At 39.8% G+C, this 256-nt stretch carries 1 protein-coding gene; it reads left to right on the top strand.

What is annotated here, in order from left to right; all coding sequences use genetic code 11:
* On the top strand, nucleotides 1-236 hold a 236-nt coding region (locus HMPREF9444_RS10875), incomplete at its 5' end, for a transposase (RefSeq protein ID WP_187363669.1).
* Nucleotides 237-256: the final 20 nt, after the last annotated feature.

Below are 256 nucleotides of genomic sequence, written 5' to 3'. Positions count from 1 at the left end.
ATCATGTTCATTTGTTAATCTTATATCCACCTCAATTATCTATCTCAGAGCTTGTCTTCAGACTCAATGGAACAACTTCCATAATCATCCGTAAACGTAAGTATCCTGCCGTTAGAGCTAAACTGTTGGATAACATGTTCCGGTTGCTATCTTTTTGGCATCATCCTGCACAGGTGCTCCGATATCTGTTATTCGGCAATATATTGACCGGCAGAAAACGCATGATTAAACACTGAGTTTCTCCTTGCGATGTTCT

Source organism: Succinatimonas hippei YIT 12066, assembly GCF_000188195.1.
GTDB classification, from domain to species: domain Bacteria; phylum Pseudomonadota; class Gammaproteobacteria; order Enterobacterales; family Succinivibrionaceae; genus Succinatimonas; species Succinatimonas hippei.
This window is presented reverse-complemented; position numbering and strand designations above follow the sequence as displayed.